This window comes from Parashewanella curva (assembly GCF_003675895.1).
Taxonomy (GTDB): Bacteria; Pseudomonadota; Gammaproteobacteria; order Enterobacterales; family Shewanellaceae; genus Parashewanella; species Parashewanella curva.
In genome coordinates this window covers 15,046-41,860 of the sequence record NZ_ML014775.1, presented here as the reverse complement: position 1 = coordinate 41,860, position 26,815 = coordinate 15,046, and the positions used below count along the sequence as shown (strand labels likewise).

Here is a 26,815-nt window from a genome sequence, read left to right as displayed (position 1 = left end):
TACGTTTCCTCTAAATTTCTTTTGATTCTGCGGCTTTTTCTAACGTCTTCACTCGCTGGAACAATTCATCCAACTGTCTGAAGCGAACCGTATTTTTACGCCATTGTTTGTTTGGCATCGCAATGGTAGCTGAAGACATGATGCTTCTCTCGCGCACAACACTGGTAATATTTGTACTACCAGTTACATGAGTACCGTCCGCAATAGATAAATGCCCAGCAACAGCACAATTTCCACCAATGATACAATGCTTACCTATGGTGCAGCTTCCTGCTAAAGTTGTATTACCTGCAATTGCAGTATGAGCACCGATTACAGCGTTATGAGCAACTTGAATTTGGTTGTCTAAAATAACACCGTCTTCGATAATCGTGTCATCTAATGCCCCACGGTCAATGGTCGTACTGGCACCAATTTCAACGTTATCACCAATACGAACACTGCCCGTTTGCGGAATCTTAACCCACTTACCGGCATCATTTGCATAGCCGAACCCATCTGATCCGATAATAGTACCAGAATGGATAATACATTGCTGACCAATTGTGATTCTGTGATAAATAGTCACATTTGCCCAAATACGCGTATTTGAACCAATAATAGAACCTTGCCCGACGACGGTTCCAGCCCCAATTTCTACATTATCACCCAGAATAACATTAGCATCGATGACCGCATTAGCACCAACAGTTACCCCTTCACCTAGCTGAGCAGATGCATGAATTTGTGCACTTGGGTGAATGCTATCTGCCGCTTTAGGAGTGGTATCTAACCACTGTGCAACTCGAGCAAAGGCAACATAAGGATCTTTTACAAAAATGGCCGTTCCCGAATATTCACTCTGCATTTTGCTTGATAGCAAGATTGCTTCAGCTTGGGTTGACTCTAGCTGACTGCGATATTTAGGATTGGCTAAAAAAGAAAGCTGGCCTGCTTGCGCTGCTTCAAGGGTTGCAACACTGTTGATTACAGTATCGCCATTTCCTTGAACTTCACCATCAAGACGAGTAGCCAGCTCTTTTAGAGATATGGATTGCATTTATACCAATTCCATTTATTTCATTCCTTTATAACAAGGAACAAAAGATTTTAGAATAAGGCGCAAGTTTACAGAATTATCCGAGTAATTCCAAAACTTGCTGCAATGCTATTACTTACTTTTGCTTACCGCTTCAACAACCTTGCTGCTGATATCAGCTGTTGGCTTCAAATAAATAACAGCGTTACGTGGAAGAACAAGATCATACTTTTCTTTCTTAGCTAAAGCGTCAATGGCTTTTTGAACTTTAGAAAGTAATTTGTTTTGCTCTTCGCCGCTACGACGACGAAAGTCTTCTTGAAGCGCTTTACCTTTTAACTGAAGCTCAGAGCGAATTGACTCCATTTTACGTTGCAGTTCAGTTTGCTGATCTTTGCTCATGATAGCTGCATCACGTTGTTGCTTTTCTAAAAGCCCACGAAGTTCTTGTTGTTTCTTTTTAAGAGCAGCTTCACGATCAGCAAATTCTGATTGCAAGGCTTTTGCGACTTGCTCACGTTGCGGCAACTGTTCAAACACTGCGCCCATATCAACAATTGCAATTTTTTCAGCTTGAGCCATCAAAGGGGCGCCAATTAAGGCTAACGTCAATAACGCCTTAGTTACCGTATTTTTCAAAATTTACTCCTTGTTCTCTCTTAATCATTTGATTTTAAAATTGGTTTGTCGAGTATAAACCTTGTTTTCGATAAAATGCATCATCTTTTTTATTAGCGTTCAGCATTAAACCATTTTATTGATTTGAATGGTTAATGCTAAATCTAACTAGAAAGTTCGGCCAATGTTAAATGAAAACACCTCAGTATCGTCATCTTCATAAGATTTTATTGGTCGAGCTAAGCTAAAAATCATTGGTCCCATTGGTGATAACCACTGAACACTTAAACCATATGATGCACGAAAGCGGCTTGGGTCGCTGTAATCGGCAATTTTCTTAAATTCATCTTCAGGAAGAGTACGGTAAGAATCATAATCAAACTCTGTATCCCAAACACTACCGGCATCCACGAAAAGAGATGAACGAACCGAATTACTATAAGCTTCATCTAGGAATGGAATTGGGAAAATCATTTCCAAACTGGCCGTTGCTATCGCGTTACCACCAATCGAACGCCCATTGGTCACTTGAATTTGGTTAATATCCGTAGGAATACCACAACCACCACCAATCGGACTTGGACAAGGCTCTGTACCGCGTGTCACAACAAATGAGCGAGGACCAACGGTATTGGATTCAAAGCCACGTAATGTGGTATTGCCACCTGAATAATAGTTTTCCCAGAAAGGCAAGATGTTGTCATTCTTTCCAGTTTTACCATAACCATTTCCGTAACCTGCTCGAGCACGAGCAAGGAAGACAAAGTTATGGCTTCTGGTTAGCGGGAAGTAGAAACTGGTATCAAAATCCAATTTGAAATACTGAACATCAGAACCAGGTACAGTCATTTCACCATTTAAGCGTTGCTGAGAACCACTAGTAGGGAACGTACCTCGGTTTAACGTATTTCTAAACCAACCTAAACTCAACTCAAAGTTATCAAAACTTAAGTCGTCGTTATCACCATCACGATAGATGTCGAAGAAGCGCTGAGTTTGCTGATTACTTCTTAACTCAGACAAGGTATTATGACGGTAAGCTGCACCATAGTTGATGCGGTTTACTTCATTAATTGGGAAGCCTGAGTTAAGTGCAACACCATAAGCTTGGTTCTTATAAGCTTCTAGATTTTGACGACCAAAGTCAGTCTTATTCCAGAAAATACTGCCACCTAAACTAATGCCATCTTTTGTCCAATAAGGGTCGGTATATGACAAGCTAATATTCTTTTGGAATTTGTTAGTATTGATGTTAATTCCAGCTTGATTACCCGTCCCCAAAAAGTTATTTTGTTGAACACCAAACTGTAGGCTCACACCTGTTGCAGAACCATAACCTATACCTGCATTAAACGATCCTGATGGCTGTTCTTTTACTTTAAAATCAACATCAACAAGATCATCAGAACCTGGAACTTGCTGAGTATCTACGTCAACTTTTTCAAAGAAACCAAGACGATCAAGGAATACTTTAGATTGGTCAACCGCAGCAGAGTTTAACCAAGCCCCTTCCATTTGACGAAGTTCACGGCGCATTACCTCGTCTTTAGTAACTGTATTTCCAGTGAAATTAATAGAGCGAACATAAACACGTTTACCCGGATTCACACTAATATTTAACGTCACTTCCTTGGTTTTATCATCTATCTCTGGAAAAGTTTTAACCTCGGGATAAGCGTAACCGAAACGGCCAAGATATTTACTATAAAGCTCTTCGGTAAAAGTGACTTCACTGGCATCATAAGTATCACCTGGCTTTATAGGCAACAAGGCTTCAAGTAACTCTTCTCGCCCCATTAGGTCGCCAGTCAGGTTTACTTTTTTAACCTTATATTTAGCACCTTCATCAATATTAACCGTAATATATAAGCCTTTACGATCAGGTGTCATCGCAACCTGCGTAGAGTTTTCTTTAAAACGAATATAACCTTGGTTTTGATAGAAAGCCTTAATGGTTTCGAGGTCAGCTTGCAGCTTCTGCTTTTGATAACGACGTTTACCAAATATGTTCCACCAGGCAACATAGTCTTTAAGTTCTAATCTGTCACGTAAGTCTTCGTCACTAGCAATCGTATTTCCAACAAAGTTGATCTGCTGAATTTCTGCTGCATCGCCCTCAGTAAACTTCAAACGAAGTTCGACACGGTTACGAGGTAAATTTACAATTTCCGCTTTTACTTTTGCACCATATTTACCAACGCTATAGTAGAAATCTTGCAATCCTTTTTCGATCCCAGAAAGCATGGTTCGATCAAGAGACTCGCCGACTTTTACACCTGAGCTATCTAGGCTTTCTTGCAACTGTTCGTCTTTAATGTCTTTGTTGCCGTCAAATGTGATTTCACTAATAGTGGCTCTTTCTTTAACATCAACAATCAAGACTCCCCCATCATGGCTAACCTTGATATTTACAAAGTTTGTTGAAGCATAAAGGGCTTTGATTGCTTGCTGCAATTTAAGTTCGTCAATGGTATCCCCTACCTTCACAGGTAAGTTAAGTAACGCTGCACCTAATGCCACACGTTGTAAGCCATTAACTTGAATGTCGGTTACCTTGAATGGTTCAAAAGCCGCTTGGGCTGTTCCAGAATACGTCGCGCCCACTAATAACATTGAGGCAAAAAGTTTATTTAATCTCATAGACCACTTCTTGTTTTTAAAATCCTTACACCAACTACATTTCTCATTACCAATATTCGTAGTTCAAGCATTGGCAGAGTTTACGCTAGCCGATATCTATGAAAGTCGGGAAAAGTCGTTAAAGAGTGCCACACTCATTAACATCAGCAGTAGCGCTGCCCCGATCCTGAATCCAATATCCTGCACTTTTTCAGGTACAGGCTTCCCAGTTACCGCTTCAATTATGTAATACAATAAGTGTCCACCATCCAGTACCGGTATCGGCAACAAATTAATGATGCCAAGGCTCACACTGATCAATGCGAGGAAACTTAAAAATCTAACTAATCCATACTCAGCACTTCGACCTGCACCTTGAGCAATAGAAATGGGGCCACTTAAACTTTTAACAGACACATCACCTGTGAAAAGTTTTGCAATCGTTTTTAGACTTACGCTGGTTAACTGCCATGTTTTGTCTACAGCATTGGTTAGCGAGCCTACTATGCCATACTCTAATTGAATACGCATGTTTTCCGGCCACTTAGGTAGTTCTGGTGCAACACCTATCTGACCAATTTCTTTACCTTGATTGTTTGTAACAGCCATTGGTACCAAGATTCGTTCAATAAAATGACCATTACGTTCAATCAGAACTTTTAACGATTTATTTGCTGAACTTTGAACCAAATTAACAAACTCTTCCCATGATTTATAAGGCTTTCCATCTACACCAAGGACTTTATCGCCTTTTTGTATACCCGCTTTTTCCGCAGCACTGTTTGGAGTCACTTGGGCTATGATTGGTTCAAATTTAGGTCGATAAATATGTAAACCTAATGAAGTAATTGGAGATTCTTTATCAGGATCAAACTTCCAATTCTCAGTATTTAATTGGTAAGTTCTTCCCTGTTTCATGACAGCTTGTTCATCAGCATTGGATTGAGATTGTGATGAAAGAGGTGACACAGTTATTGGTAGTGTTTTACTGCCTATGGCGCCAACAAGCTCAAGGTTAACTTCTTCCCAATCTCGAACTTTATGACCATTTACAGCAAGGATTTGAGTCGGTTCTTTTGGCTGAATAATTGATGCAGGTGAATTTGGAATAGTACTTTCAAAAATAGGCTTTATCGATGGAACACCGATAAGAAACATAATCCACAGTGCAAAAACAGCAAACAGAAAATTAGCTATTGGCCCTGCAGCAACAACAGCAATGCGCTGCCATACGTTTTTTCGATTAAAAGCTTGATCTAGTAAATGTTCAGGTACAGTTTCTACCCGCTCATCAAGCATTTTGACGTAACCACCAAGGGGGATCATGGCTATCACATATTCGGTGCCATCTTTCCCGTATTTAGACCATAAAGCTTTACCAAAGCCGATTGAGAAACGTTCAACCTTAACGCCACAGCGACGAGCAACCCAAAAATGTCCGTATTCATGAACGGTCACTAGAATACCTATCGCCAAAATAAAAAAGCCTAGATTCCGTATAATTTCCATCATTGAGTAAGTCGTATTCCTATATCAATTTTTGTAATTCGGCGTTGGCTCGGCTTCGAGCTTCCTTATCCAAAGCCACAATATCTTCTATGCTATCAAGCTTAGAGTTAACAACGGCTGACAAACAGCCTTGGTTCACCCTAGCAATATCAGTAAACTTAATTCTACTATTCAAAAATGCTTCTACTGCAACTTCATTAGCCGCGTTCAAAATTGTAGAAGCTTCTTGTCCTTGATGGCATGCCTCGATAGCTAAGCCTAAACAAGGATACCTTTCAAAGTCAGGCTCACAAAAGCTTAATTGTCCGACTTTAAAAAAGTCTAAAGGTTCCACACCAGACGAAATTCTTTGTGGATAGGACATACAGTGAGCAATTGGAGTACGCATATCAGGCTTACCCATTTGAGCAATCACAGAGCCATCTCGGTATTGAACCATAGAATGTATGACACTTTGAGGATGAATCACAACTTTTAGCTGCTCATTTCGAGCATTAAACAACCATTTAGCTTCAATGTACTCTAAGCCTTTATTCATCATGGTGGCAGAATCTACTGAAATTTTGCGCCCCATTGACCAATTCGGGTGATTACATGCTTGCTCCGGAGTGATAGCATCAAAACTATTAATTTCACGGGATAAGAAAGGCCCACCAGATCCAGTAAGCAAGATATGAGAAATGCCCTCAGCTGCTAAATCGCAGTGACCAATATGAGTTTGAATTCGCTCAGGCATACATTGGAAAATAGCATTGTGCTCACTATCAACAGGCAAAATTTTCGCACCTGTTTCTCTAGCTGCTTCAATAAATAAACGCCCAGACATCACTAAAGCTTCTTTATTCGCCAGCAATACTCGCTTACCAGCCTTTACCGCTTCAAAGGTAGGTAGTAATCCCGCTGCACCGACAATGGCTGCCATTACGGTGTCTACTGAGTCATGTTTAACTAACTCAAGTAAAACATCTGCGCCAGTAGTAACTTCAACATTAAGCTCATTAGGAAGACGTTGTTGCAATAAAGAAGCGGCTTCTGGATTCACCATGTGTGCAATGCCTGGCCTATGCTGTAAACATAGCTCTAGCATCTTATCTACATTTTGATGAGCCACTAGCGCATAGGCCTGATATAAATCTGGATTACGGGCGATGACATCAAGTGTATTGGTACCTATCGATCCTGTTGCACCAAGAACCACAATTTTCTGCATAAATTACATCCAGAAGCTTAAATAGATAATGGTAAAGACGGGAAGCGCCGCAGTAAGACTATCAATGCGGTCTAGCACACCACCATGACCAGGAAGAATATTGCCTGAATCTTTGATTCCAGCAATACGTTTAAACATACTTTCCACTAAATCACCCAGTGCTGAACTTAACGCGACAACAAGCGTAACAGCAGCAACTAAGCCCAGCTCTTGTTCCGGTGAAATGGTCATTACAATCCAAACCACAATCATGGTTGTAGCCAAGCCACCTAATAAACCTTCAATCGTTTTAGCAGGACTCACTTTTGGTAGCAATTTATGCTTACCAAACGCTTTACCTACAAAATAAGCTCCGGTATCTGCTGCCCATACAACCAACATCACCATTAGCACTAAAACCGCACCAAGATGAGGAGTACCTATGGTTCCTAATGACTTCAAGGTTACAATAGCAGCGTAACAAGGAAGCAAAATCAATTGTCCGTAAGCAGTTTGGAGTATGGAATTGTTTAAAATCTTTGTGCTTTTTGGGTAAGTACAAACCAGTAGCAAAGTAAGAAGCCACCAAGTAGCTCCTATAGCGATAATCATCCAATAAAGTGGGTGTAAATGTCCGCCAAACCAAATTTGATTCGTTGGTATTAATAAATTTAATACCACAAGGATCAGAGTAAAACTCAAGGTAAAGCTCAACTGATTGGCTTTAGAGTCTGGGGACATAATCTTGCCCCACTCGTGTGCTGCAATAGCAAAAATAGCAACCAAGGCCCAAGCAAATACATCAATAGGCGCATAAAACAAGCCCCCTAAAACTATGGGGATTAAACATGCTGCTGTTATTATTCGTTGTTTTAACAAAAAACTATCCTCTCAACCTCAAGATGACTCTTGAAGCTCGTCGATTTGTTGTCCCGTCAAACCAAAGCGACGTTGACGGCGGGTAAAACTAAGAAGGGCTCGATGAAAAACATCTTCATCAAAGTCGGGCCAAAGAGTGTCAATGAACTCTAACTCCGCATACGCAGCTTGCCATAAGATAAAGTTACTGATGCGATAATCGCCTCCGGTGCGGATCATTAAATCCACTTCAGGCTGATCTGACATGCTCAACAAATCAAACATATCCGTTTCAGTGATTTCGTCTGCAGTCATCTCACCGCTAGCAACCTTTTTAGAAAGGGCTTGGGTAGCTTGCAAGATATCCCAACGTCCGCCGTAGTTGGCAGCAACATTGAGTATGAGAGCGTTATTGTCAGCGGTTTTTTCTTCGGCTTTTTTTATCTGTTTTTGCAAGCGTTCAGCGAATCGTGACGTATCACCAATGATATTAAGTCTTACGCCATTTTTATGCAGCAATTTGATTTCTCGCTGCAATACCGTAATAAACAATTCCATTAATAAGCCAACTTCTTGCTCTGGGCGACGCCAGTTTTCACTAGAAAAAGCAAACAAAGTTAGGGATTTTATTCCCATTTCTCTAGCAGTGCTAACGGCTCGTCGAACGGCTTTTACACCAGCTCTGTGCCCCATCACTCGAGGTTGACCTTTAGCCTGTGCCCAGCGACCATTTCCATCCATAATGATGGCAACATGCTGAGGAGCAGCCTGCTTGATCAACTCAACAATTTGCTGCGGTAAGGCTCCCGACTCCCGGTTACTTTTATCAACAACAGCATCCTCCGATTCGAAATCCTTGATGGACGACATTAATTGCAACCCCATAAAAAAACAAACGCCGTGTAGTATACCCCTACACGGCGTTTAATCTCTACAAATTATCTTGTGAAACCTAAAAACATCAATTGAATGCTTTAAAAATGATTAACCCATCTCGTCTTTCACCCAAAGAGTGAACCCAGCCAACTATATATTATTAGGTCAAACCCAAAAACGGTTATACACTTAACAATTCAATGGTCGATTAAACTTCCATCAACTCGGCTTCTTTAGCCGTTAAGATTTCTTCGATTTGCTTGATATGTGCATCGGTTAGCTTTTGAATGTCATCTTCACCACGACGAACATCATCTTCCGTGCAGCCTTTTTCTTTCTCAAGCGCTTTGAATTCAGAATTAGCATCACGACGAACGTTACGAACAGCGACACGACCATTTTCAGCTTCTGCACGAACCACTTTAACTAAGTCACGACGACGTTCTTCTGTTAATGGAGGCAATGGAATACGAATAATTGTGCCAGCTGACATAGGGTTTAGACCTAAATCAGAAGACATAATTGCTTTTTCAACCGCTTGAATCATGCTTGTATCATACAAGGTTACAGCAAGAGTACGAGCGTCTTCGATACTCACGTTACCCACTTGGTTAAGTGGTGTCATAGAACCATAGTAAGAAACCTGAATCGCATCAAGAATGCTTGGGTGAGCACGTCCACTGCGAACTTTTGCCATTTGACTTTTAGTAGATTCTACTGATTTCGCCATGCGCTCTTTAGCGCTAGATTTAATCTCTTCAATCACAATAAGATTCCTTTATTTAATAAGACTTAATGTTGAAATTCTTAAGCTTTACTGTGGATTAATGTGCCTTCTTCTTCGCCCATGATAACACGTCTTAGTGCACCCGGCTTATTCATGTTGAAGACTAAAATAGGTAAGTCATGATCACGTGCCAAAGTAAAGGCAGCAAGATCCATCACTTTTAATTCTTTTTCTAAAACTTCGCTGTAGTTTAACTCATCATATTTAACAGCATCAGCATCTTTCATCGGATCGGCAGAATATACGCCATCAACTTTAGTACCTTTTAGGACTACTTCAGCTTCAATTTCAATGCCACGAAGACAAGCTGCTGAATCAGTCGTAAAGAATGGATTACCTGTACCAGCAGAGAAAATAACCACACGGCCTGATTTAAGCAAACTGATAGCTTCAGCCCAGTTATAATCATCACATACGCCATTTAGTGGGATGGCAGACATTACACGAGCATTCACATAGGCACGATGTAAGGCATCACGCATCGCAAGGCCATTCATTACTGTAGCAAGCATCCCCATATGGTCGCCCACAACGCGGTTCATGCCTGCTTGAGCTAAACCTTCACCACGGAACAAGTTACCGCCACCAATAACAACACCAACTTGTAAGCCAAGCTCCACTAATTCTTTGATTTCTTGGGCCATACGGTCTAGTACTTTTGGATCGATACCGAAGCCTTCATCGCCCATTAGGGCTTCACCACTCAGTTTTAAAAGAATACGTCTAAATGCAGGTTTTGGGTTGGTGCTCATAATTCTTATCCTTTTATACCCATCTAAAGGTATTGTAGCTGCGTTAAGATTTGACTTGTAGATATTGAATCTTAAAAACAAATCAAATATTAACACAAATAATTGTGTGGATATAACAAGACCGCAGCATGGCCACGGTCTTAATTTTGGCTATAAGTTAGCCACAAGCTTGAGAATTAAGCTTTAGAAGCTTCGATTTGTGCAGCAACTTCTGCAGCAAAATCTTCTTCTTTCTTCTCAATACCTTCACCTACTTCTAGGCGAACGAATGCAGAAACAGAAGCATTTTTCTCTTTAAGGAAATCACCAACAGATTTCTTAGGCTCCATGATGAAAGCTTGACCAGTAAGAGAGATCTCACCAGTAAACTTCTTCATACGACCAACAACCATCTTCTCTGCGATTTCAGCTGGCTTACCTTCGTTCATTGCGATTTCAACTTGTAGATTTTTCTCTTTTTCTACAACATCAGCAGGAACGTCACTTGGGTTAACAAACTCAGGCTTAGAAGCAGCAACGTGCATAGCAACATGCTTAAGAGTTTCTTCGTCAGCTTCACCAGCAACAACTACACCAATGCGCTCACCGTGACGGTAAGAAGCAAGCTTAGCACCTTCGATGTACTCAACGCGACGGATGTTCATGTTCTCGCCGATTTTAGCTACTAGAGCAACACGAGTTTCTTCGAACTTAGCTTTTAGAGCTTCGATGTCTAGCTTTTCAGCTAGTGCAGCATCAGCGACTTCGTTAGCGAAAGCAACGAAGCTTCCATCTTTAGCAACGAAGTCAGTTTGACAGTTAACTTCAACTAGCGCAGCAAAACCTTCACCTTGCTTGATGATGATAGTACCTTCTGCAGCGATGTTACCCGCTTTCTTAGCTGCTTTAGCAGCACCACTTTTACGCATGTTTTCGATCGCTAGATCGATATCACCGTTAGTTTCAGTAAGCGCCTTCTTACAATCCATCATACCAGCGCCAGTACGATCACGCAGTTCTTTAACTAGGGCAGCAGTAATTGCCATTGTTAAATCCTCTATAGAAAATTCGACCAGTGTTGTTGCACACTCATTCTTGAGTACAACAGGTATAGAACAGGGGCTCATCGGCCCCTGAAACCAATTTAATCAATTGGTTAGCGCATCATAATAAACAAGCATTATGACACTTCGAGAAAATCTCGATTAAGCTTCAACGAAACCGTCTTGCTCAGCTTGCTCAGCGATGTCTTGACCGCGACCAGCTTTAGCAGCTTCAGAAGCAGCTTCAGTGTAAAGACGGATTGCACGCATCGCATCGTCGTTACCAGGAACGATGTAGTTAACACCATCTGGAGCAGAGTTAGTATCAACAACAGCAACAACTGGGATACCTAGGTTGTTAGCTTCTTTGATAGCGATGTGTTCATGGTCAGCACCGATAACGAAAAGAACGTCAGGTAGGCCCCCCATGTTTTTGATACCACCAAGAGATTTCTCTAGCTTTTCTAGCTCACGAGTACGCATTAGCGCTTCTTTCTTGGTTAGCTTGTCAAAAGTACCGTCAACTGATTGAGTTTCAAGTTCTTTAAGACGCTTGATAGATTGACGAACTGTTTTCCAGTTAGTCAACATACCGCCTAACCAGCGGTGGTCAACGTAGAATTGATCACAAGCAACTGCAGCTTCTTTGATAGCTTCGCTTGCAGCACGCTTAGTACCAACGAATAGTACTTTACCTTTCTTAGCAGCGATGTTGCTAATGAAAGCAAGTGCTTCGTTGAACATTGGCACAGTATGCTCTAGGTTGATGATGTGTACACCGTTGCGAGCACCGAAGATGAATGGCTTCATCTTAGGGTTCCAGTAACGGGTTTGGTGACCGAAGTGTACACCGGCCTTTAGCATATCGCGCATTGAAACTTGTTTCATTGTAATACCTTAAATTGTAAAGGGGTTGAGTGTTTGCCAAACGACAATCGTTTTCAAACACGCCTCCACGCACCCCATTTATTCGACCCAAAATTTGATTCCAGGCACCCCGAAAAATGTGACGATACGTGTGTGATTTAGTAGTTAATTTACCTTTACTTAACTTAGATTCATCTTCGTTGAGTATAAGTATCTTTGCCATGTATAATGGCGGCCACATCTATGCTCGACAGCTAAGAATCATTGAAAATTATCGAGTAACTTTCTACCCAAGCTGTCAGAATAAACGTAACGGCGCGCTTTATACCATAATTACGGTGTACAATGCAATTTATCACGCCCTAAATTTACAATATGAGAATCATTGAATGAGTATCACAATCAAGACTGCTGAAGAAATTGAAAAAATGCGCGCCGCGGGTAAACTGGCAGCACAAGTCCTTGAAATGATTGAGCCACACGTCAAAGCAGGCGTAACAACTAACGAACTTAATGACATTTGTGCGAAATATACTGAAGAACAAAATGCCATTTCAGCACCTTTAGACTACCATGGGTTTCCAAAATCAATCTGTACATCTGTCAATGAAGTCATATGCCACGGCATTCCAAATGATACCCCTTTAAAAGACGGCGACATTGTTAACCTAGACATCACTGTAATTCTCGACGGTTATCATGGTGACACTTCGAAAATGTTCTTAATCGGCGATGTAACCCCTAAGAACAAACGTTTATGTCGTATCGCTCAAGAAAGCTTATATCTTGCTATTCGTAAAGTTCGCCCGGGCATGAAACTGGGTGAAATTGGAACGACTATCGAGAAGTTCATCAAAGCCAGCAAAACTGGGCTTGAGAAATATTCAATTGTTCAAGACTATTGTGGTCATGGTATTGGTGCGGTATTTCACGAAGAACCTCAAGTAGTACATTACAAGAATAATGATAAGACAGTAATTCGTCCCGGTATGTGTTTCACCATCGAGCCAATGATTAATGCAGGTCGTAATACTTCTGTGCTTGATGCTGAAGATAAATGGACAGTTCGTACCGCTGACGGTAAAAACTCAGCACAATGGGAACACACTTTATTAGTTACTGAAACAGGTGTCGAAGTATTGACGCTTCGTGAAGAAGAAGACTTTCCTCGTGTAATCAATCATAAGTAATGATCATTAAGGGCTCTTTTCCAAAAAGAGCCCTGTTATTAGCTATAACAACAAGTTATTTAAACTTCTCTCTTTATTACTCCACATTAAACAACTATGTTGAATCAATGAGTTGTGCTTATGTGCGGGATCTTAGCAACCTTTTCTTTAACTCGTTCCATCTCTGAATCTCAAGTATTAACAGCTTTATCAGCTTTAAATCATCGTGGACCAGATGAAACCGGCATTTGGCAAGAAAAAGGAACCTCGGTATTTCTAGGTCATACCCGTTTGAGTATCATTGATCTCAAAGGTGGGCATCAACCGATGCTAAGTGAAGATAAAAGCATAGTCGCAATCGTTAATGGCGAGTTTTACGATTACCAAAAAATCACTCAAGAATTACAGCAACAGGGTTACACCTTCAAAACCCATTGTGATAGCGAAATTTTAATTAATCTGTATTTGCACTATGGCACAGCTTGCCTAGAACATTTACGGGGTGAGTTTGCATTTGTCATCTGGGATAGACAAAAAAATCGTGTCTTTGCTGGGAGAGACCGTTTTGGCATTAAACCGCTTTTTTATTATCAAGATGAAGTAAATATCTATTTTGCTTCTGAAATAAAAGCATTTAAAGCTCTTGGCTTACCACTTAAGTGGGACAAAGATACTTTCTTTTCTGAAATTACAATGTTTCATACCCCTGATGCCACCTTGTTTGAGCAAGTTAAAGAAGTTAAGCCTGCTCATTACCTACTAAAACCGTTACATTCATACTCTATCGATTTGATTTCGTATTGGGATTTTTATTATCCCACGCAAGGTCATAACCTAAACATCAGTGAGCAAGAAGCTGTCGAAGCCGTTACAGAACAATTTCAAGAAGCAGTTAAACTTAGATTGATGGCCGATGTTCCAGTCGCTTGTTATCTCAGTGGCGGTATCGATTCATGCTCAATATTGGGTATGGCTCAACATCTTTCAAAAAAACAAATAACCGCGCTTACCCTGAGTTTTGATCATAAGGATTACGATGAGTTTCCTTACGCTAAGGAAATGGCAGAGCATACAAATAGCCGATTCGTTCCCATTCCGGTTACCGCAGATGACATTGCAGATAACTTTGCCGACTCCGTTTATAACTCTGAAAAAGCGGTGCTTAATGGCCATGGCGTATCCAAATACATCCTTAGTAGAGAAACTCAAAAACAAGGCTTCAAAGTTGTTCTAACCGGTGAAGGTGCAGATGAGTTCTTAGCCGGTTATCCCAGCTTTCGGCAGGACTATTTGAAATATCATAGCGATGAATTAAGTGAAGACGAAAAAGCAGAAATTGAAGCGCACCTTAAGCAATCTAATGCCGTCAGTAAAGGCATAGTCATGGCTGAAGATGAAATCAGCTTACCTTTATTACAAAACCAACTTGGTTTTACCCCTAGCTGGGTAGCCGCATTCATTCATGGCCCCAGCTTCTTCAGAGATATCTTAAAAAAAGATTATCTTGCACACATTGGCAAGAGAAATCCTTGCGAAGACTTCATAGAAAAGCTTAACTTTAACTCTGCAATCAAAGGGAGAAGCAAACTCAATCAAAGCTTGTACACATGGACTAGAACCTTACTTCCTCATTATTTACTTACAAATTTGGGCGACAGAATGGAAATGGCACATTCAATTGAAGCTCGCTTACCTTTTTTGGATCATAAACTCGTAGAGTTACTGGTTCAGCTGCCTGAGAATTTAAAAATCCGAGGATTAAAAGAAAAATATCTTTTGCGTGAAGCCATGAAACCATGGCTTACGAATACAATGTACAAACGAAACAAGCACCCTTTCCTTGCGCCACCAGCGGTAAAATCCCAAAACCCCAGACTACTTGAATTCTTTTTAGACACAATACACAGTGACAAAATTCATTCAGTGCCATTTTTCGATGCCGCCAAACTTCAAAAGGCTTGTGCGAACCTAACTAAAAAAACACCATCACAATTAGGTCAGCTCGACATACAAATGCATATTGCCGTTAGTACAATCATCATTGGTGATAAATTTAATTTATCGAATTAGGAATTCATTAGAGGCCGTATATGGCCTCTAAACTCAGATTGTAAAGATAACCAATTTATCGCTGCAAAAATAAGCACGCAAGATCAACACGCCCTCACTACTTTTTCTAAGTTTAACTCTATGTTAACGTAAGATAAGCCTGAACACTCTGTACTCCCATGAACAAAACCATAGTAGAACTAAAGCAATCACTCATAGATCATAATCAAAGTTTACTTTCTCAATTCGAACAACAACTGCCAATTGAAGACCTAGTTCAACAACGCTGTCAGCAAATTGACCGTGTTTTAAAGCAAGTTTGGAACGATAAAAAATTACAAAAAGAAAATATTGCCTTAGTTGCTGTTGGTGGTTATGGTCGCGCCACTTTGCACCCTCAATCGGATATTGACTTATTATTTCTGGTAGCTGAAGCTCCAAACAAAGCGCAATTTAACGCAATCAGTGATGTGTTAACGCTAATGTGGGATATTGGCCTTGAAATTGGACACAGTGTTCGAACCGTTGAAGAAAGTACAGAACTGGGACGAGGTGATGTCACTATTGCAACGTCACTATTAGAAGCACGATTGATATGTGGTGAAGCTGTACTCTTTTATCAGCTTCAGCAAGCCATACATCAAGATGACTTTTGGCCCGAACATCAATTCTACCAAGCTAAGTATCAAGAACAAAAAGACAGACACGATAAAAACAATGCTTTTGACTTGGAGCCTAACTTAAAAAGTTGCCCCGGTGGACTCAGAGATATTCAGAATATCACTTGGGTTGCTATGCGTCATTTTAAAGCCAGCAGTACTGAAGAGCTTGTTGCTCGTGGCTTTTTAGAGCCTGATGAACTCAGCGAACTCCTTGAATGTCGCGACTACCTCTGGCAATTGCGCTTTGCTCTTCACATGCTTACAGGACGAGATGAGAACCGGCTTTTGTTCGATTACCAAAAAGACGTCGCTGAAATGATGGGTTTTAAAAACAACGAAAATCAGCTCGCCGTTGAACAAATGATGAAACGCTTCTATTGCTCCGTACGCAGAGTAATGGAACTTAATGAATTACTACTGCAGTTGTTTTATCAAGCAACATTAGGGCATGCATCGAAATTACCAATTAAGCGCATCAATGATGACTATCAGCGTCGTGGTAGCTATATTGATGCCCTACCTCATGTTGACTTGCATGTGCCACAAAACATCATGCTAATGCTGGTAACTGCGCTTAATTACCCAAGTATTAAAGGCATTTATGCCACCACCTCAAGAAGAATGCGTGAAGGACTCAACGCTCTCAATCGACCTCTAGTCGATTTTGTTGAATGTCGGCAATTATTTGTAGCCATTCTGAAGCACGAGCGAGGTATCGCAGCCCTCTCATTTATGCATAAGCACGGGGTGTTGAGTAGCTACTTGCCTGAATGGCAACAAATAGAAGGTCAAATGCAGTTTGACCTATTTCATGCTTATACCGTTGATGAACATACGCATCGATTATTAAAAAACATCAATCGCTTTTTCTTGGCAGAGCATGAAGAAGAACTTTCTTTAGCTTCAAAGATATCACGTCATTTACCCAAACGAGGTTTATTAGTATTAGCTGCTATTTTTCATGACATTGGAAAGGGTCGTGGTGGTGATCACAGTAAGCTAGGCGCAGTAGATGCATTAGCGTTTTGTAAGCATCACAACATGAATGATCATGACGGTCGCCTAGTCAGCTGGTTAGTCGAAAATCATTTATTAATGTCTATGATCGCTCAACGCCGAGATATTTCGGATCCCGATGTCATCTTAGATTTTGCCGAAAAAGTACGAGATAATAATCGCCTTAATTATCTCTACTGCCTTACTGTTGCAGACATCAGAGCGACCAACGATAACTTGTGGAATGGTTGGAAAGACTCTTTACTAAAAGAGCTTTATTTTGCTACTCAGCGAATGTTATCTCGTGGCCAAGAACAAACTACCGACATAAGAGCCAGAGTAAGAGAGCACCAAGCGAAAGCTAAAAAAAGTTTGATTGAAAATAACTTTGATTCAGCTCAAGCTGATGAGTTTTGGCAATCTATGCCAGCGGATTACTTTTTAAGACACACCCCTGAGCAAGTTGTATGGCACACCCAGTCTATTATTCAGCATGACAGCGAAGATCCACTAGTATTGGTCTCTAAAAAAGCAACTCGTGGTGGCACGGAAGTATTTGTACACTGCCTGAATCGCCCTAAATTATTTGCCACAGTAATGGCAGTGCTGGATAACAAAAACCTCACGGTACACGATGCAAGTATTCTGACGACTAAGTCTAACTACGCTATGGATACCTTTATTATTCTTGAACAAAACGGAAAAACGGTGTCAGGCGCATCACGTATTCAATCAATTCAAAAGGCATTGGTAAAATCAATTAAAGCGAGTGACGATAAATTACCGAACTTTAAAAAGCTCTCTCGAAAAATGCGCCCGTTTCAAGTTGATACTCAGGTCTCATTTTTACCCAGTAAGCGAAACGCCACCACAATGATGGAATTAGTCGCGTTAGATGCGCCGGGATTACTTGCAAAAGTGGGCGAGATATTTTATCAATGCAACATAACCTTAGTTGGAGCCAAAATTACCACCATAGGCGAACGAGCTGAAGACTTTTTCCGCATTCAAACCCATGATGGCAAAGCGCTTGACGATGACCAAAAACAACTTTTAAAAGAAACGTTAGTTTCTCGATTAAATTCAAAATCATAAATGATAGGAGTATTCAATGGAGGCTTTACGCCAACGAATTGAAGCCGCGTTTGAAGAACGCGACACAATAACCCCGAGCACAGTAAGCGCAGAGTTAAAGCTGGATATTGAAAACGCAATTGCAATGCTGGATAGCGGTGAAGCCCGCGTTGCCGAAAAAATCAATGGTGAGTGGGTCGTTAATCAATGGCTAAAAAAAGCCGTGCTGTTATCTTTCCGCATTTTTGATAACGAAGTTGTAGATGGTTGCGAAACTAAGTATTACGACAAAGTACCTCTAAAGTTTGCGGATTATGACGAAGCTCGTTTTAAAGCTGAAGGAATGCGAGTCGTGCCACCTGCCACAGTTCGTAAAGGGTCATTTATCGGTAAAAACACGGTATTGATGCCGTCTTACGTCAACTTAGGGGCTTATGTTGATGAAGGCACTATGGTTGACACTTGGGCAACTGTTGGCTCATGTGCACAAATTGGTAAAAACGTTCATTTATCTGGTGGTGTGGGTATCGGAGGAGTATTAGAACCATTACAAGCAGGCCCAACCATTATTGAAGACAACTGCTTTATCGGCGCCAGATCAGAAGTTGTAGAAGGTGTTGTAGTTGAAGAGGGCTCTGTAATTTCAATGGGGGTTTACCTTGGACAAAGCACCCGCATCTATGACCGTGAAACTGGTGAAATTCACTATGGTCGAGTACCAGCTGGCTCAGTAGTTGTTTCAGGTACACTGCCGTCCAAGTGTGGAAACTACAACTTATACGCTGCAATTATCGTTAAAAAGGTCGATGCTAAAACTCGTAGCAAGGTCGGAATAAACGAATTATTAAGAAGCGCTGAATAATCTCTCCTAGGTTGGTGTATAAGCACCAACCTCTCCTTACACTCGAATTAAACATATTTAACATGCTTGTTTCCTCAAAGAGGCCTAATATCTTGTTTTAGTGGCTGTTATTTTTGAGGTTATCAATGTCATTAGGTTCAATTCCTCCCCAACGAACTGAAATTATACTTGCTACAGGCCAAAATCAATTACAGTTCCAAGAACAGGTCAAGCCCTACCCTGCATCGTTCTGCGAACTTGAAGCGAAGTTATTAACTAATGACAAAGCCAAATTTACTCAGCAAGTTAGCAAGCTGTTTGCTCAAGATCTCCCACCTCTAGAACGCATGTCGGCATATCTACAATTGAAACGATTAATGCCTAAAGAGGATGCCTCCAAACTCAATTTGTCCACAAACTATTTTGCGGAACAGAATATATGGAGTTTTTCCATTACCTATGATGATGAAGCTATATTCATTCAAAATGAAATTCCTGCTAAAAGTACTGGTGATTTAGCTTGTTTCCATGAGTTCTGTAGGTTGAATAGCCGGCAGTGGTTTGTCGATAACTGTGCAGGGCAGCCTCAGGCCGAAATCGAAGAGTTATTTAAGGAAGTAACCCAACCACAGAGAAACCCAGCGCACTCGTACGTCTTAGCTGCAAAGCGGTTAATCGAGTTGCTCCCTGAAGAATTACAGTCACAGTTCAAAATTGTTAAGCATGAAAAAGAAGGCGATTGGTATTTCGAAGTCCAACGTTATCAACCACTTAAAAGCGCAGATGGTTCCCCTTTACTTCCCAACGTTTGTATTATGGCTTACTCCCCTAAATTCAAAGGGGATGAACATGATGACCTTCAACGGCTAAACCGCATTGAGCAGATAGAATACCTACTTTGCAGGTGTAAACCAGATGACAGACCTGAAGTTCAATATTTACTGGCAAAACTTGAACGTGAGCAGAGCCTTGTAGAGCATCTGCAAACATTTCAAGACATACAGAAGTTGTGCATAGAACAACACGATACCAAACTTACTGCCGAAATAGTTGAGATTGAAAGCGCAAATATCAAATTTCTCACTTTAAGCTTCAACGGTACTCATCTATTTTGCTCCAAACCCATCGCAATCTTGGTAGATGATTCGGTAGTTGTTGGAACGACTAAAGCAAATATTGAAGACATCTACCCTCTCGTAAATACCATTAATCAAGAGACAGTACAAAGCCAAGTAAATACAGAAATCGAACACATACTTCTAACTTTGACGGACATTGAATTTAATGATGACGCCCCAGAAAGCATCACTACTTTACTTAATAATGTTGAGGAATTAATTCCTAGAAGTCACGTACAAGAAAAGCACCAACAGCAATTAACCCAAATAAAGGCCGAACTGGATAAGAAACAAGCTGGATATAACCTATGGATGGAGCTGAAAAAGTCTTGTGACGAAGGCTGTAGTGACGCCGCTTATCAAACATTTAAGACTATATTTAACATTCAGTCTCAAATACCGATGGAAATGAGCGAAACAGAATTAACAAACGCTTTATTGCCCCATTTAAGGGAATTGAGAAAAAGCATCAAATCAGAAGCTAAACCACTACTGACTGTTAGCCAAAAAATGCATTCTAACAACTCAATACAGTTGCAGGTCTGCTTTAATGAGCAAATCTTGCTTGCTTCAGATTCATACCCAAAAACATCAAAACAGGCTAAAACGATAAACCAAGTCACTTCTTATTTAGAACTTGAATTTACAGCCACAATTTCATTTGAAAACTTCAGAACCAAAATAGACAGTTGGCGTCGTCCTGGAACTGAAGGCTTCCATGATGCATATATAACTCTGCTTAATGCATTAGGGAATGATGAACTATATGAATTTCCTATAAACCCACAAACAAAACTCGATGCTTTTTATCTTTTAAGAAACTTTCTTATTCCTGAAGTCGTTCCCCTCTTTAATGTTAGCTTCGAATCTATATACGAAAATGGCTCCTACTATTTGCACTTAAGAGTTGGGAATGCAGAATTAAACAAAGAAATAAAAGAAATCGGTTCAACCAGCATAGAGAACATTAAAAGTTTTCTTGGCTACCCTGAAAAACCAAGATTACCTAACGTTGTTCATACAACAAAAGGACTTATTGAAGCCCATAAACGCGCTAGAAGAATATGGTTAAAAATACCTAACTACAGTATTTCGACTGCTAGTGAAACGAAAAGTCCACGACAACCAACGTTCCACTGTTCTTACCTTAAAACGGATACGGACGTGACAAAAGGTGTTGCACTAGAACTTCCCTTGCCTACTCCTGAGCCACTAACCGCTGAAGAACTGGCAAAAGAAATGGTCTCAAATGTCACAAAATACAGCAATGTCAGTGGTATGTTGGAATACTTAAAGAGCAATGACTTTCAAAGCAAAAAGCACGTATTGCCTGCTAATTGCTGGAATGACTCAACACTAGTGCCGATTTGGGGAGCAGAGCTTATTTCATACGATGTTAAAGCTGGAGGTAACGGTGCAAAGATGTCGTTAAAAGACGCACTAGAGTCCTATGGCCACCAATATTTGTGACAAAAAAAGATAAGCTGATTTTTTTATAGACTTTCTGTTAGTATTCAAAACAATACAAATAACAATAATGGAAACAGAACACTATGGAAATTAGCCTACCCATAATTATCACATTTAGTGGCTATCTTATTGCCATGCTAGCCATTGGATTTTGGGCCTACAAATCAACAGATAGCCTTGATGATTATATTTTAGGTGGCCGAAAAATGGGACCTGCCGTTACCGCATTGAGTGTTGGAGCTTCTGACATGTCAGGCTGGTTATTGCTAGGGCTTCCCGGTGCCGTATATTTAACAGGATTGAGTTCCGCCTGGATTGGTATCGGCCTTATTTTTGGTGCTTGGCTTAACTGGCTTTTTGTTGCCAAACGTCTTCGAATTTATACTGAGCAAGCTGATAACGCTTTAACCTTGCCAGACTTCTTTGAAAAGCGCTTTCATGATAAACAAGGCATATTGAAGCTGATATCTGCGGCCACAATTTTAATTTTCTTCACTTTTTATACCTCATCAGGCATGGTGGGCGGAGCCATTTTATTCCAAAAGGTCTTTGGTCTTGATTACACAATAGCCCTGCTAGTAGGTAGTGTGATTATTGTTTCATACACCTTTTTAGGTGGTTTTTTTGCCGTGTGCTGGACTGACTTTGTCCAAGGCTGCTTAATGTTAGTCGCCTTATTACTGGTTCCAACTATCGTCTTTATGGCACCAGAACATCAACACCAACTCGAAGCACTCGATCCGAGTATGCTAAGTATGTTCAATGATAAAACCACCGTCATTGGCTTACTTTCTCTGTTAGCTTGGGGACTTGGTTATTTTGGGCAACCTCATATTTTGTCACGATTTATGGCAATTGGAGATCATAATGATCTTAAAACTTCCCGCCGCATCAGTATGAGCTGGATGGTTTTATCTTTAATTGGTGCTTTAGGTACAGGTCTCGCAGGCGCTATTTACTTCTCAAGTGAACCATTAGAAAACCCAGAAACCGTATTTATTCATTTAACCCAAGTTGCTTTTTCTCCTTGGATTGGCGGTCTGCTGGTTGCAGCCATTTTATCTGCCATTATGAGTACCATTGACTCTCAGTTGTTGGTTTGCTCAAGTGTGATCACTGAAGATTTTTATAAACGTTGGATAAAAAAGAAAGCCAGCAGTAAAGAATTGATGTTTATCAGTCGCTTCAGCGTTATTGCAATTTCATTAATTGCTGGATTTATCGCATTAGATCCAAAAAGCAGCGTCCTCTCATTGGTCAGCTACGCTTGGGCTGGGTTTGGTGCCGCCTTTGGGCCTGTTATAGTGTTATCTCTGTTCTGGTCGAAGTACAGCAAACTTGGTGCTATCAGCACTATCATTACGGGTGCCCTTACTGTCATCATCTGGAAACAGCTTACTGGCGGTATTTTCGATTTATATGAAATTTTACCAGGGTTCGCCTTTGCAACTATTGCTGGTGTGATTGCCAGCTACGCAGCACCAGCAAACGAACAAGTACATGCTGAATTTAGCGAGTTTGAATCTAAGCTATAACTTAGTTCAGTTTTCTGAATATGGCGCTTAAAGGCACTTTGAGCGTCATCGAGCAAAGATTAATCATAATTAATTCGCATCAGCTTTTTAGCTCAGTTCGTTTCCAATGTTGAAATTATCTTTATAAATCACTAGGATGAGTTTATGTGTTAAAAAAGCACATAAACATTTGTGGGGCTGCGAGGGGGAATTTCGAGCAAGAAAACACCGGCCATTACTGGTCAGACTTGCTACAATAAAACCAGTTCCATCATAATATTACAACCTAATACTAATCAAACTAATTAAATATGTGCATTAGGGAGCATTAGCGAAGACAAAACAAGGCGCTGTAACGAGTCATAGCTATGGCAAGGAACAGCAGCTAAGTAATGGCTAAGCTAAGGATTCATTTATAGCAGGTTTAATTGGTACGATTGGTATTTTCATAAATACTAATTACAAAAATCACTATACCGTGGGTGAGAAGTTGTCTGTTCCTCACATGTATTTCAGGCCACAGCCTGAATCCTACGACATCAGTGCATTGGATAATAATATGACCAACTTAAAAAAATTAAGTTTCGCAATAGCAACCACATTACTTTCTACACAAACTTTTGCCGCAGGCTTTCAAGTTAATGCCCAATCTGCTAATGGTATTGGCCGTGCTTGGTCCGGTGATGCCGCCATTGCAGATAATGCTGCCGTGCTAGCAAGAAACCCTGCTGCCATGTCTATGTTTAAAAAGCGTGCTTTTTCAGGCGGTATTACATACGCAGCAACAGATGTTGAAGTAAGGGATGTAGCATGGAAGACTGCTCCTGTAAGTTTTGGCCACAATGACAGTGCCGCTGAAAGCAAGGCTATTCCAAATCTATTTTATATCCATCCATACAGCGATAAAATTGCTTTCGGTGTAGGTTTGTTCAGTAACTTTGGTACAGGTACAGATAACAAGGTTATCTTAGAACAAAACCCAGACAGAGTAATGCCTACTGATTTGTTAGGTAATACAGAGGTTACTACCATTAATTTGAACGGTAGTATTTCATACAAAATTAATGAGCATGTTTCCCTTGGTTTTGGTTTAGATATTATTCGAGGTGGTGGTAAATTAAGCCGTAAGACAACAGATCCTAGACAATTCCCAGTGTGCATAAAAAACACACCTAACGGGGATTGCCAAAATGTTGATTTAGTAAATGTCGATGCTACTGGCTGGGGCATAGGCGGTATTGTTGGTGCTTTATTCCAACTTAATGAAAATAATCGCTGGGGTATCAGTTATCGTGTAAGCCCTGAGTTTAAAGCAAAAGGTGACTTAGATTTATTTGCTGGGGGTCTCACACCAGCTTCGTTCGATGAGCTCATTTTACCTCTTCCGAACATTTTCCAAGTTGCAGGTTTTCATCAGGTTAACGACAAATTCGCAGTGCACTATACCGCTAAATTGACTCAATGGAGTCGTTTCGATCAAATTACTCTTAAAGGTGGTAAATTGGGTAAAAACCCAGTGCCGGATCGCCCTTTAAAAGTTTATGAATGGAAAGATTCTTGGCTTTACTCAGTAGGCGGTACTTACACCATCAACGATACTTGGAAAGTCAGAGCTGGTTACATGTTTGATAACTCAGTTATCGATAAGATTACTTCTATTTCTCTACCAGACTCAGATCGTAATTGGTACACCGCAGGCGTGAGCTATAAATTAAATGAAAGTTCAACTATCGATTTTGGCTATGCTAACGTTCGAGGTAAGTACACTAAAGTTGATGAATATAGTAAGCCCGCAAACGCTAATGCAATTGCATTTACCAAAGGCAGTGCAAATTACTTCTCAGTACAGTACAGCAGAGAGTTCTAATACCGCTTGACCAATCGAAATCATAACGAACCGCAGCCAGTCTGCGGTTTTTTTTGCCGAAAAATCAACAAAGTTAAGAAAGCTTAACTTCTCTTTGCCTTAATTAATTTGGTATACCTATTATCAGCTCAAATAATAACAATCAGTAGAAGCAACGCTAAATCGCCAATAAATGAGGTTTTACCATGACACGTTTAAGCAGATACAAGATGCCTTTACTCATCTTGATACCCTTATTAAGCCAAGCGCCTGCCATTGCAGGCCCCCTAATGGCAAGTAATAAAGCGAACACAAACCAAATTACAACTTCACAATACATTATTAAATTTAAAGACAAAGCTCAGTCGCAAAATCTCAATTCATCTAAGTCTGTGGGCTTATCAAGTGAACAGTTAGCTGCAAATATTATCCATCAGCTAAATATCACCTCAGCAAGCCCACTCGGTGAAGGAAACGCTTATACTAGCAAACTATCTGAACGCCAACTCAAAGAGCTAAAAAATAATCCCAACGTTGAATACATCGAACCTGATTACCCAAAGTACCTATATTCTCAACACCTTGGACAGCCTACGGACAGAAGTAAAAGCAGGCCTACCGATGTCAATTGGGAACCTGTGTTACTTCATTCAAATGACATATTGGATTCCGACACAGGCAATCGCACAGTGTGTATTATCGATAGTGGCTATGCTATCAATCATCCATCTTTGATAAGCAATAATGTGACTGGTAAAGATATCACTGGCACGGGAAGCTGGGATAACCCAAGCATTTCACATGGCACTCATGTGGCGGGCATTATTGCAGCAATGCAGCCCAATGACCCCGAAAGTGATATTGGGATGCGAGGGATAATGCCTAATGGCAAAGTTAATATCTTCGCTGTTAAAGTGGTAGGAGCTAATGGCAGTATTATGACTTCTGATGTCATCAAAGCAGTAAATGTTTGTAAGGACAACCACGCCAATGTAATTTCAATGAGCCTAGGGGGCTTTAAATCGAGTAAACTAGAGGAACAAACATATAAAGAAGCTCAAAAAGCGGGCATATTGCTCGTCGCTGCAGCTGGAAATAATGGTGGCACAGACAATTCTTATCCAGCTTCTTATCCCGAGGTCATGTCAGTTGCTTCCGTAGATAGCAAAATGGCACACTCCGCGTTTTCTCAAAGCAATGCTCAGATTGAAATATCAGCGCCAGGTGAAGCCGTTCTTTCATCTGTAATCCCAAAAGAAGGTCGAATCGCTGAGCTATTAGTCAATCAGCAATCATACTTTCCAAAAGGAGTTGTACCAACAGAGCGTTATGTACCAAATGATAAAGGTTCTTATAATGAAAAGAACATTAACGATTTTTATGCGGGTAAACTTTTATCATGTCAGATCACTGACGGAAAATATAACTGTCGTAATATGACTGATGACGTGTGCTTGATTCAACGCCTTAAAGATCAGCAACGAGCTCCTAATCCAGAGAGCATGGAAGAACGATACCCGGAAATTAACCCTATAATGGCTTGCCAAAACGCTGGGGCGAAAGCTGCAATTATTTATAGCAGTGATGCATATCCTGGGCTACAAAATCCATTTCTTATAGATAGCAAGGAAACCGTTAACATCCCAACCGTGTCAGTTTCCAAAGATACAGGTGACGAGCTTTTGGCTAATCTCGGTCAATGGGTTACCGTGAATATCAAACCTCAACAAGACTTCCAATATGAAAATGGCACCTCTATGGCGACACCTTATGTAGCTGCTGTCAGTGCATTAGTTTGGAGTAAGCACCCTGAATGTACAGCAGCTGAAGTGAGGAAAGCGATTGACGCTTCGGCCACTCATTTAGGGGCAAATGGACGCAATCATGTATTTGGATTTGGCCTTATAAATGGGCAAAACCTCGATAAACTTCTCGGGCAGTCTTGCGGGGTGAACTAAAGA

The 26,815-nt window shown here is 40.6% G+C and carries 19 protein-coding genes; 8 read left to right on the top strand and 11 right to left on the bottom strand.

What is annotated here, in order from left to right; genetic code table 11:
- Positions 1-10: 10 nt before the first annotated feature.
- From lpxD to rpsB, 11 genes are all read right to left on the bottom strand, one after another.
- On the bottom strand, positions 11-1,039 hold the full coding sequence (lpxD, locus tag D5018_RS10145; protein WP_121838890.1) for a UDP-3-O-(3-hydroxymyristoyl)glucosamine N-acyltransferase: 1,029 nt from the start codon (positions 1,037-1,039) through the stop codon (positions 11-13).
- A gap of 111 nt (positions 1,040-1,150) precedes the next feature.
- Entirely contained in the window at positions 1,151-1,600 is a 450-nt protein-coding gene (locus D5018_RS10140; RefSeq protein ID WP_165905040.1) for an OmpH/Skp family outer membrane protein, read from the bottom strand.
- A gap of 204 nt (positions 1,601-1,804) precedes the next feature.
- Positions 1,805-4,276 carry an outer membrane protein assembly factor BamA gene (bamA, locus tag D5018_RS10135; protein ID WP_121838888.1) on the bottom strand — a complete coding sequence of 824 codons (2,472 nt, stop codon included), beginning with the start codon at positions 4,274-4,276 and terminating at the stop codon, positions 1,805-1,807.
- Positions 4,277-4,372: 96 nt separating this feature from the next.
- A complete protein-coding gene (rseP, locus tag D5018_RS10130) occupies positions 4,373-5,767 on the bottom strand; it encodes a sigma E protease regulator RseP (RefSeq protein ID WP_121838887.1) in 1,395 nt (464 codons plus the stop codon).
- Positions 5,768-5,783: 16 nt separating this feature from the next.
- Positions 5,784-6,974 carry a 1-deoxy-D-xylulose-5-phosphate reductoisomerase gene (ispC, locus tag D5018_RS10125; protein WP_121838886.1) on the bottom strand — a complete coding sequence of 397 codons (1,191 nt, stop codon included), beginning with the start codon at positions 6,972-6,974 and terminating at the stop codon, positions 5,784-5,786.
- 3 nt (positions 6,975-6,977) lie between these two features.
- Complete coding sequence (locus tag D5018_RS10120; protein WP_121838885.1) at positions 6,978-7,832, bottom strand: phosphatidate cytidylyltransferase; 855 nt, start codon at positions 7,830-7,832, stop codon at positions 6,978-6,980.
- A gap of 18 nt (positions 7,833-7,850) precedes the next feature.
- Positions 7,851-8,681, bottom strand: a complete 831-nt coding sequence (uppS, locus tag D5018_RS10115) for a polyprenyl diphosphate synthase (RefSeq protein WP_121838911.1) — start codon at positions 8,679-8,681, stop codon at positions 7,851-7,853.
- A gap of 214 nt (positions 8,682-8,895) precedes the next feature.
- Positions 8,896-9,453 carry a ribosome recycling factor gene (gene frr, locus D5018_RS10110; RefSeq protein ID WP_121838884.1) on the bottom strand — a complete coding sequence of 186 codons (558 nt, stop codon included), beginning with the start codon at positions 9,451-9,453 and terminating at the stop codon, positions 8,896-8,898.
- A gap of 41 nt (positions 9,454-9,494) precedes the next feature.
- The gene (gene pyrH / locus D5018_RS10105) at positions 9,495-10,226 is read right to left on the bottom strand and encodes a UMP kinase (protein WP_121838883.1); all 732 of its coding nucleotides are present in this window, start codon (positions 10,224-10,226) and stop codon (positions 9,495-9,497) included.
- A 176-nt stretch (positions 10,227-10,402) separates the two neighbouring features.
- Positions 10,403-11,251: a translation elongation factor Ts gene (gene tsf, locus D5018_RS10100; RefSeq protein WP_121838882.1), complete on the bottom strand. Its 849-nt coding sequence runs from the start codon at positions 11,249-11,251 to the stop codon at positions 10,403-10,405.
- A 159-nt stretch (positions 11,252-11,410) separates the two neighbouring features.
- Positions 11,411-12,136 carry a 30S ribosomal protein S2 gene (gene rpsB, locus D5018_RS10095; RefSeq protein WP_121838881.1) on the bottom strand — a complete coding sequence of 242 codons (726 nt, stop codon included), beginning with the start codon at positions 12,134-12,136 and terminating at the stop codon, positions 11,411-11,413.
- A 368-nt stretch (positions 12,137-12,504) separates the two neighbouring features.
- Here rpsB and map point away from each other — a divergent pair, with 368 nt between their 5' ends.
- The 8 genes from map (at position 12,505) to D5018_RS10055 (ending at position 26,812) form a co-directional block, all read left to right on the top strand.
- Entirely contained in the window at positions 12,505-13,305 is an 801-nt protein-coding gene (gene map / locus D5018_RS10090; RefSeq protein WP_121838880.1) for a type I methionyl aminopeptidase, read from the top strand.
- A gap of 120 nt (positions 13,306-13,425) precedes the next feature.
- Complete coding sequence (gene asnB, locus D5018_RS10085) at positions 13,426-15,354, top strand: asparagine synthase (glutamine-hydrolyzing) (RefSeq protein WP_121838879.1); 1,929 nt, start codon at positions 13,426-13,428, stop codon at positions 15,352-15,354.
- Between the two features lie 158 nt (positions 15,355-15,512).
- Positions 15,513-18,086, top strand: a complete 2,574-nt coding sequence (glnD, locus tag D5018_RS10080; RefSeq protein ID WP_121838878.1) for a [protein-PII] uridylyltransferase — start codon at positions 15,513-15,515, stop codon at positions 18,084-18,086.
- A 16-nt stretch (positions 18,087-18,102) separates the two neighbouring features.
- Positions 18,103-18,927 (top strand): 2,3,4,5-tetrahydropyridine-2,6-dicarboxylate N-succinyltransferase, encoded by an 825-nt coding sequence (gene dapD / locus D5018_RS10075; RefSeq protein WP_121838877.1) that lies wholly within the window; start codon positions 18,103-18,105, stop codon positions 18,925-18,927.
- 125 nt (positions 18,928-19,052) lie between these two features.
- Entirely contained in the window at positions 19,053-21,494 is a 2,442-nt protein-coding gene (locus D5018_RS10070; protein ID WP_121838876.1) for a hypothetical protein, read from the top strand.
- Between the two features lie 83 nt (positions 21,495-21,577).
- Entirely contained in the window at positions 21,578-23,029 is a 1,452-nt protein-coding gene (gene putP, locus D5018_RS10065; protein ID WP_121838875.1) for a sodium/proline symporter PutP, read from the top strand.
- A 538-nt stretch (positions 23,030-23,567) separates the two neighbouring features.
- Positions 23,568-24,875, top strand: coding sequence for an OmpP1/FadL family transporter (locus D5018_RS10060; protein ID WP_121838874.1), 1,308 nt, complete (start codon positions 23,568-23,570; stop codon positions 24,873-24,875).
- A 185-nt stretch (positions 24,876-25,060) separates the two neighbouring features.
- Complete coding sequence (locus D5018_RS10055; RefSeq protein ID WP_121838873.1) at positions 25,061-26,812, top strand: S8 family serine peptidase; 1,752 nt, start codon at positions 25,061-25,063, stop codon at positions 26,810-26,812.
- Positions 26,813-26,815: the final 3 nt, after the last annotated feature.

Excerpts from the sequence above, each read along its gene's own strand:
- D5018_RS10055 (WP_121838873.1), top strand. The coding sequence starts at position 25,061 with ATGACACGTTTAAGCAGATACAAGATGCCTTTACTCATCTTGATACCC.
- map (WP_121838880.1), top strand. The coding sequence starts at position 12,505 with ATGAGTATCACAATCAAGACTGCTGAAGAAATTGAAAAAATGCGCGCC.
- D5018_RS10070 (WP_121838876.1), top strand. The coding sequence starts at position 19,053 with ATGTCATTAGGTTCAATTCCTCCCCAACGAACTGAAATTATACTTGCT.
- glnD (WP_121838878.1), top strand. The coding sequence starts at position 15,513 with ATGAACAAAACCATAGTAGAACTAAAGCAATCACTCATAGATCATAAT.
- putP (WP_121838875.1), top strand. The coding sequence starts at position 21,578 with ATGGAAATTAGCCTACCCATAATTATCACATTTAGTGGCTATCTTATT.
- ispC (WP_121838886.1), bottom strand. The coding sequence starts at position 6,974 with ATGCAGAAAATTGTGGTTCTTGGTGCAACAGGATCGATAGGTACCAAT.
- uppS (WP_121838911.1), bottom strand. The coding sequence starts at position 8,681 with ATGTCGTCCATCAAGGATTTCGAATCGGAGGATGCTGTTGTTGATAAA.
- rseP (WP_121838887.1), bottom strand. The coding sequence starts at position 5,767 with ATGATGGAAATTATACGGAATCTAGGCTTTTTTATTTTGGCGATAGGT.
- rpsB (WP_121838881.1), bottom strand. The coding sequence starts at position 12,136 with ATGAAACAAGTTTCAATGCGCGATATGCTAAAGGCCGGTGTACACTTC.
- asnB (WP_121838879.1), top strand. The coding sequence starts at position 13,426 with ATGTGCGGGATCTTAGCAACCTTTTCTTTAACTCGTTCCATCTCTGAA.
- dapD (WP_121838877.1), top strand. The coding sequence starts at position 18,103 with ATGGAGGCTTTACGCCAACGAATTGAAGCCGCGTTTGAAGAACGCGAC.
- lpxD (WP_121838890.1), bottom strand. The coding sequence starts at position 1,039 with ATGCAATCCATATCTCTAAAAGAGCTGGCTACTCGTCTTGATGGTGAA.
- tsf (WP_121838882.1), bottom strand. The coding sequence starts at position 11,251 with ATGGCAATTACTGCTGCCCTAGTTAAAGAACTGCGTGATCGTACTGGC.
- D5018_RS10140 (WP_165905040.1), bottom strand. The coding sequence starts at position 1,600 with ATGGCTCAAGCTGAAAAAATTGCAATTGTTGATATGGGCGCAGTGTTT.
- D5018_RS10060 (WP_121838874.1), top strand. The coding sequence starts at position 23,568 with ATGACCAACTTAAAAAAATTAAGTTTCGCAATAGCAACCACATTACTT.
- pyrH (WP_121838883.1), bottom strand. The coding sequence starts at position 10,226 with ATGAGCACCAACCCAAAACCTGCATTTAGACGTATTCTTTTAAAACTG.
- bamA (WP_121838888.1), bottom strand. The coding sequence starts at position 4,276 with ATGAGATTAAATAAACTTTTTGCCTCAATGTTATTAGTGGGCGCGACG.